Annotated in this window: 6 protein-coding genes; 5 read left to right on the plus strand and 1 reads right to left on the minus strand. The window is 70.4% G+C overall.

Annotated elements, in window-relative coordinates; genetic code table 11:
* Positions 1-52 precede the first annotated feature (52 nt).
* The 5 genes from BFF76_RS00135 (at position 53) to BFF76_RS00155 (ending at position 5,843) form a co-directional block, all read left to right on the plus strand.
* On the plus strand, positions 53-1,324 hold the full coding sequence (locus BFF76_RS00135; RefSeq protein WP_031092861.1) for a L,D-transpeptidase: 1,272 nt from the start codon (positions 53-55) through the stop codon (positions 1,322-1,324).
* A 153-nt stretch (positions 1,325-1,477) separates the two neighbouring features.
* Complete coding sequence (locus tag BFF76_RS00140; RefSeq protein ID WP_031092862.1) at positions 1,478-2,929, plus strand: ABC transporter permease; 1,452 nt, start codon at positions 1,478-1,480, stop codon at positions 2,927-2,929.
* 47 nt (positions 2,930-2,976) lie between these two features.
* Entirely contained in the window at positions 2,977-3,660 is a 684-nt protein-coding gene (locus BFF76_RS00145; protein ID WP_065846611.1) for an ABC transporter ATP-binding protein, read from the plus strand.
* Between the two features lie 294 nt (positions 3,661-3,954).
* Positions 3,955-5,334, plus strand: coding sequence for an NADP-specific glutamate dehydrogenase (gdhA, locus tag BFF76_RS00150; protein ID WP_053930352.1), 1,380 nt, complete (start codon positions 3,955-3,957; stop codon positions 5,332-5,334).
* 152 nt (positions 5,335-5,486) lie between these two features.
* Positions 5,487-5,843, plus strand: a complete 357-nt coding sequence (locus BFF76_RS00155; protein WP_031092865.1) for a helix-turn-helix domain-containing protein — start codon at positions 5,487-5,489, stop codon at positions 5,841-5,843.
* A gap of 392 nt (positions 5,844-6,235) precedes the next feature.
* On the opposite strand, the gene msrA is transcribed toward BFF76_RS00155, so the two are convergent.
* Positions 6,236-6,912: peptide-methionine (S)-S-oxide reductase MsrA (gene msrA / locus BFF76_RS00160; RefSeq protein ID WP_065846613.1), on the minus strand; the 677-nt coding region annotated here is incomplete at its 5' end.

Below are 6,912 nucleotides of genomic sequence, written 5' to 3' on the forward strand. Positions count from 1 at the left end.
GGGGAATCGCCGTCGGGCGACCCTGTCCGGGGATCTTGGGGAATCGGCAACGATGGAGAAGCGTGTGATGACGGACAGCAAGCGGCGCAAGGGCCTCATGGCCGCGTCCGCACTGCTCGGCGGCGTGCTGGTGCTTTCGGCGTGCAGCGACGACGGCGGCAGTGCACCCGGCGCGAGTGCCGACAGCTCGAAGACGTCACAGGCCCAGGTGGACGAGGCGGCCGCGAAGGACACCTCCGAAGCTCAGATAACGATCGCGCCGAAGAACGGGGCGACCAACGCGAGCATCAACAGCTCCGCGATGGTCACCGTCGCCAAGGGCAAGCTGACCGAGGTCACCATGACCACGGCGGAGGGCGACGCCGTCGAGGGCACCCTCGCGGCCGACGGTTCCAGCTGGAAGCCCAGCGGCCAGCTCGAGCGCTCGACGAAGTACAGGATCAGCGCCACGGCGGCCGACTCCAAGGACCGTGAGGCGCACGCCAACAGCTCCTTCACCACGGTCTCCCCCGAGAACAGCTTCATCGGGAACTTCACGCCCGAGGACGGTTCCACCGTCGGCGTCGGCATGCCGGTCTCGATCAACTTCAACAAGGCGATCACCAACAAGAAGGCCGTCCAGGACGGCATCGAGGTGACGTCGAGCAGCGGCCAGGAAGTCGTCGGCCACTGGTTCAACAACCAGCGCCTCGACCTGCGCCCCGAGGACTACTGGCAGGGCGGCTCCACCGTCACGCTGAAGCTGGCCCTGGACGGCGTCGAGGGCGCCGACGGCGTCGTCGGCGTGCAGCAGAAGACGGTCACCTTCAAGGTCGGCCGCAACCAGGTCTCGACCGTGGACGCCAAGGCGAAGACCATGACCGTCACCCGGGACGGCAAGACGGTCAAGACCATCCCGATCTCGGCCGGTTCCTCCGAGAACCCGACGTACAACGGCCAGATGGTGATCTCCGAGAAGTTCAAGGAGACCCGCATGGACGGTTCGACGGTCGGCTTCACGGACGACGACGGCAAGGGTGAGTACGACATCAAGGACGTGCCGCACGCCATGCGGCTGTCCACGTCGGGCACCTTCATCCACGGCAACTACTGGGGCGCCAAGTCGATCTTCGGCAGCGCGAACACCAGCCACGGGTGCATCGGCCTGTCCGACACGAAGGGCGCCGACGACCCGGATGTGGCCGGTGCCTGGTTCTACAACAACTCCATGATCGGCGACGTGGTCATCGTCAAGAACTCCCCGGACAAGAGCATCGCCCCCGACAACGGTCTCAACGGCTGGAACATGAGCTGGTCGGAGTGGACGGCGGACACCGCCGCCTGATCCCCCCTCACCGCGCTCTTTCCGTTCCGAAGGCGGCGGCACCCGGATTCCTCCGGGCGCCGCCGCCTTCGGCGTGAGCGCGCCGGCAGGGTTCTCATCCCGCTCTCATCGGAGACTTAACTCCCCATCACGCCCGCTCCATATCTTCGCGCCATGTTCTTCACCTACCTCCGGCGCGAGCTGCGCCGCCGCAGAAAGGCGGCGCTCGTCGTCGCCTCCGGGCTCGCCCTCGGCATCGCGCTCGTCATCATCGTCACTTCGGTCTCCTCGGGCATGAGCAAGGCCCAGGACAAGGTCCTAGAATCGCTGTACGGCCTGGGCACGGACATGACGGTGACCAAGGCCGCAGCCGCCCAGGGCGCGGGCGGCACCCAGCGCCCCCGGTTCGAATTCGACGCGAAGGAGGACGAGGACGCGACCCAGAGCACCGACCGGGTCATGGTCCAGGGCTTCCAGACGCTGGCCTCCAGCACCGTCGGCAAGGTCGGCGAGCAGGCCGGTGTCGCCGACGCCGTCGGCGGGCTGAGCCTGACGGTCATGAAGGTCGACGGCCAGTTCAAGCGCGGCGAGTTCAAGCAGGACGAGAGCGCCGGCCAGGGCGGACCCGGCGGCGGCCAGGGCGGCGGCGGGCAGCCGCAGGGTGAGGTCCAGGGCGGCGGAGCATCCTTCGACGTCAACTCCTTCACCGTGTACGGCACCGACGTCACCCAGCAGGACCTCGGCCCGCTGACCTCCTCCCAGATCACCAAGGGGCGTACGTTCAAGGCCACCGAGACCGACGCCGAGGTCGCGGTCGTCGACTCCGCCTACGCCAAGGAGAAGGAACTCGCGGTCGGCAGGACCGTCACCGTCTCCGGCACCGAGTACACGGTCGTGGGCGTCTCCACGGCGGACAGCGGCGACGCCGCCGCCAACGTCTACATCCCGCTGAAGCAGGCGCAGACCGTCGCCGACTCCAAGGACAAGGTCACCACGGTCTACGTCAAGGCCGCCGGCTCCCAGCAGATCGACACCGTCAAGGCCGCCATCCAGAAGAACATCCCCGGTACGACGGTCACCACTTCCGCCGACCTCGCCGACACGGTGTCCGGTTCTCTCTCCACCGCCTCCGACCTGGCCGCAGGCGTCGGCAAGTGGCTCTCCGCCGCGGTCCTCGTCGCCGCGTTCCTCGTCGCGGGTCTGCTGACCTCCTCCGCGGTCAGCCGCCGTGTGCGGGAGTTCGGCACGCTCAAGGCCCTCGGCTGGAAGAGCGGGCGCGTCACCCGGCAGGTCATCGGCGAAGCGCTCGTCAACGGCCTGATGGGCGGTGTCCTCGGGATCGCCGCCGGCCTCGCCGGCGCGTACGTCGTGACCGCCATCAGCCCCACCCTCACCGCCCAGCTCGGCTCCACGGGCGGCGGCACGGGCGGCGGCCCGATGGGCGGCGGAGGCGGCCGCCAGACCGCGTCCAGGACCCTCGACATCGCCCTGACCGCACCGGTCTCCCTCAGCACGGTCCTCGGCGCCGTCGCCCTGGCCGTGGCGGGAGGGCTCATCGCGGGAGCCTTCGGCGGCTGGCGGGCCTCCCGGCTGCGGCCGGCCGACGCGCTGCGGCGCGTCGCGTAGCACCGCCCCCGCCCTCCCCATTCCGTACGTAACGCAGGAGTTCACACGTGTACCAGCTCAAGGGCGTCACCAAGCGCTACATGCGCGGCAAGAACCCCGTCGACGCGCTCGCCGGTGTCGATCTGACCATCGAGGACGGCGGCAGGCTCGTCATCCAGGGGCCGACCGGCGGGGGCAAGTCCACGCTCCTGCAGATGCTCGGCGGGCTCGACCGGCCCACCGCCGGCACCATCGAGCTCGACGGTGTCGACCTGGCCAGGCTCCCCGAGTCCCGGCTCACCAAGGTCCGGGCCGAGTCCATCGGCTTCGTCTTCCAGAGCTTCAACCTGATCCCGACGCTCACCGCCCAGGAGAACGTCGAGACCGCGCTCGTCCCCCTCGGTCTGGGCGCGAGGAACCGCCGCGAACGCGCCGCCGAAGAACTGGAGTCGGTGGGCCTCGGCGACCGTCCCAACCATCTGCCGAGCGAGATGTCCGGCGGCCAGCAGCAGCGCGTCGCGATCGCCCGGGCGCTGGTGAAGCGGCCGAAGGTGCTGCTCGCCGACGAACCGACCGGCAACCTCGACGAGTCCATGCGCGACGAGATCATGGACCTGCTCGACGGGCTGTGGAAGGAACACGGGCTGACCTTCGTGATGGTCACCCATGACAGCTCCCTCGCCCGCAAGGCGCCCCGGGTGGCGACCATCCGCAAGGGCAAGGTCACCGTGACGGAGAACGCGGCGGCCTGATCCACGGCGGCACGAACCTCACAGCCACCCTTCCTCCGGCTGTGAGGTTCGCCACCCGTACGGCTCCGCGACACCGGCGCACCGAGGCCGCTGCGCCCCGCAGCGCGCGGGTGGACGGGCCACAAGGGCCAGTCCCGGGGATGAACAACCACGGCCACTATGTGGATGTCGCCCGGGCAGGGCGGGGCCGCGCTGCGAGACTTGCCGGGTGCAACGGCCCCCACGGGCCGGTGGCGCCTCCGGGGACAGGGAGCGCCGAAGCGCACGATCCCACCCACGGAAGGTCTTGATCAGATGCCGGCCAGTTCCGACTCCCTCACCCCGCGCACCGCCGAGAACCGCGTCATCGAGCCGCTCTACGCGGAGATCCTGCGGCGCAACCAGGGCGAGGGCGAATTCCACCAGGCGGTGCGCGAGGTCCTCGAAACCCTGGGCCCCGTGCTGGCACAGCGCCCGGAGTTCGTCGACGCCCGCATCATCGAGCGGATCTGCGAGCCCGAGCGGCAGCTCATCTTCCGGGTGCCGTGGTCGGACGACGCCGGCGGCATCCACGTCAACCGCGGCTTCCGCGTCGAGTTCTCCAGCGCGCTCGGCCCGTACAAGGGCGGACTGCGCTTCCACCCCTCCGTCAACCTCGGCATCGTGAAGTTCCTCGGCTTCGAGCAGATCTTCAAGAACGCCCTCACCGGGATGCCGATCGGCGGCGGCAAGGGCGGCGCGGACTTCGACCCCAAGGGCCGGTCGGACGCCGAGGTCATGCGGTTCTGCCAGTCGTTCATGACCGAACTCCACCGCCACCTGGGCGAGTACACCGACGTACCAGCCGGTGACATCGGCGTCGGCGGCCGGGAGATCGGCTACCTCTTCGGCCAGTACAAGCGGATCACCAACCGCTACGAGTCCGGTGTGCTCACCGGGAAGGGCCTCGGCTGGGGCGGCGCCCAGGCGCGCACGGAGGCGACCGGCTACGGCTGCGTCCTGTTCACCGCCGAGATGCTGCGCGTGCGCGGCGAGTCCCTCGACGGCCAGCGCATCGCTGTGTCCGGCTCCGGCAACGTGGCCATCTACGCCATCGAGAAGGCCCAGCAGCTCGGCGCGACCGTGGTGACCTGCTCCGACTCGGGCGGCTTCGTCGTGGACGAGAAGGGCATCGACCTCGACCTGCTCAAGGAGATCAAGGAGACGGGCCGCGGCCGGATCTCCGAATACGCCGAGCGGCGCGGCGAGCACGTGCGGTACGTCGAGGGCACCGGCGTGTGGAGCGTCCCCGTGGACGTCGCCCTGCCCTGCGCCACCCAGAACGAACTCCACGAGGCCGACGCGCTCGCCCTCGTACGCAACGGGGTGAAGGCGGTCGCCGAGGGCGCCAACATGCCCACCACCCCCGAGGCCGTCCACGTCTTCCAGAAGGCGGGCATCGCCTTCGCCCCCGGCAAGGCGGCCAACGCGGGCGGAGTGGCCACCAGTGCCCTGGAGATGCAGCAGAACGCCTCCCGGGACTCCTGGACCTTCGCCCACACGGAGGAGCGCCTCGCGCAGATCATGCGGCACATCCACGACTCCTGCCACACGACGGCCGAGAAGTACGGCAGCCCCGGCAACTACGTGGTGGGCGCGAACATCGCGGGCTTCGAGATCGTCGCGGAGGCGATGCTGGCCCAGGGCCTGATCTGACTCCGCCGTACCGCGCCGCGCGGCCCGGGGTGACGAGCCCCGGGCTGTGCGGAGCCGCCCCCTTGGCAACCGCCCTTCTGCCGACAGCAGATACGCCCGGCGCGGAGAGCCTTTCCCTCCCGCGCCGGCCGGATCGTTCCTAGGCTCGGGCGATGAGCAGCCACACGCCGAACCGCGCCCGCGTCATCCCTCTGCGCCCCGTTCCCGCCCCCAGGGAGCCTCTCTGGCGCGACATCGTCGGTGACGTCCTGCGCCGCGAGCGCGTCGCCCAGCAGCGGACGCTCAAGGACGTGGCCGAGGCCGCCCGGATCTCCGTGCCGTACCTCTCCGAGGTCGAGCGCGGCCGCAAGGAGGCGTCGTCCGAGGTGCTCGCTGCAGCGGCCCGGTCACTCGGACTCGGCCTGGGCGATGTGCTGTCCCTGGCCCAGCAGGAGCTCGCCCGCCACAGCGCGTCCTCCCGGCGGTCTCCGGTCCGGGCCTCGCTGGGCGAGGTGCGACTGGCAGCCTGATCCTTCCGCGACCACCACCCGTTACCGTGATCGAGGGCGGCGCCGAGCCCGTTCCGCACCCGTCATCGCCCTCGTGACCGCCGTCGTGAGCCGGAGCCGCCTTCGCCATGATCGAGTGGCACAGCAGAGTCCATGCAGGACCCGACCCTCCCGAGCCTCTGCCCCGGCACGGTGCAGCAGCTGGACACCCCGCAGGCCGGGCGCGCGCATGATGCTCGGCAACGTCGTCTCCGCGATCCTCGGCGGGCTGATGGCCGGGTGCTGCGCCAGGTGTCGGCCCGGGTGCTGATCACCGCGGGGAAGCTGATCACGGCGGCCGCCCTTCTCCCCATGACGACGCCACCTCGGCCACCGACGAGAGCCGGCCGCCCCACACGGCCGGCTCCGCCTGATCACTCCGAGACGGTCGGCGCAGGGGCGATCCCCGTCGGGCAGGCGCGGCCCCAGTTCGTCTCCGAGGGGGATTCCAGCGTGGCGCCCGTGCCGCCGATGCCGCAGTAGCCGTCGGGGTTCTTGTCCAGGTACTGCTGGTGGTACCCCTCGGCCGGCCAGAAGGTGCGGCCCTGGGCCGGGAGGATCTCCGTGGTGATCGTGCCGAGGCCGGCGCCCGTCAGCACCTGCTGGTACGCCTCGCGGGACGCCTCCGCGGCCTCCGCCTGCACGGGGGAGTGGGTGTAGAGCGCCGAGCGGTACTGCGTGCCCACGTCGTTGCCCTGGCGGAAGCCCTGGGTCGGGTTGTGGGACTCCCAGAAGAGCTTGAGCAGGTCGGCGTAGCTCACGACCGCCGGGTCGAAGACGACGCGGACCGCCTCCGTGTGGCCGGTCAGGCCCGAGCAGGTCTCGTCGTAGGACGGGTTCTCGGTGTAACCGCCCTGGTAGCCGACGAGCGTCGTCCAGACACCCTCCGTCTGCCAGAACTTGCGCTCGGCGCCCCAGAAACAGCCCAGCGCGAAGTCGGCGACCTCGAGGCCCTGCGGGTACGGGCCGGTCAGCGGGTTGCCGAGGACCGTGTGACGGGAGGGCACGGTGAATTCGGGAGTGGGGCGGCCGCGCAGGGCCTCCTCCGGGG

This window comes from Streptomyces mutomycini (genome assembly GCF_001700505.1).
In the GTDB taxonomy this organism is placed as follows: Bacteria; Actinomycetota; Actinomycetes; order Streptomycetales; family Streptomycetaceae; genus Streptomyces; species Streptomyces mutomycini.